We start from the raw sequence: 212 nt of genomic DNA, 5'->3' as shown, positions 1-212 counted from the left end.
AGCTGACGTAGACGTAGCCGTTGGCGGCGAAGTCGGGGGCCACGGCCAGTCCGGTCATCCCGGCGTCACCCTGGTTGAGCACGTCGTCCTGCAGGTCGAGCACCTCGCGTGGAAGCGACCATCCGTCGTCGCCCGTGGGCTCGACGACCAGGACCCGTCCACTCTTCTCGGTGACGAAGACCCGGCCGTCGGGCGTGCTGCCCGCGCTGGTG

1 protein-coding gene is annotated in these 212 nt (G+C 69.8%); it reads right to left on the bottom strand.

Going from position 1 to position 212, the window contains the following annotated elements; translation table 11 throughout:
- The coding region (locus ACOADB_RS15465; protein WP_378600304.1) for a PQQ-dependent sugar dehydrogenase at nt 1-212 on the bottom strand (212 nt) is incomplete at both ends.

Source organism: Nocardioides sp. CPCC 206348, from assembly GCF_048654705.1.
Taxonomy (GTDB): Bacteria; Actinomycetota; Actinomycetes; order Propionibacteriales; family Nocardioidaceae; genus Nocardioides.
Note: the sequence above shows the minus strand (reverse complement) of the source record. Positions and strands in the feature narration are given on the sequence as shown.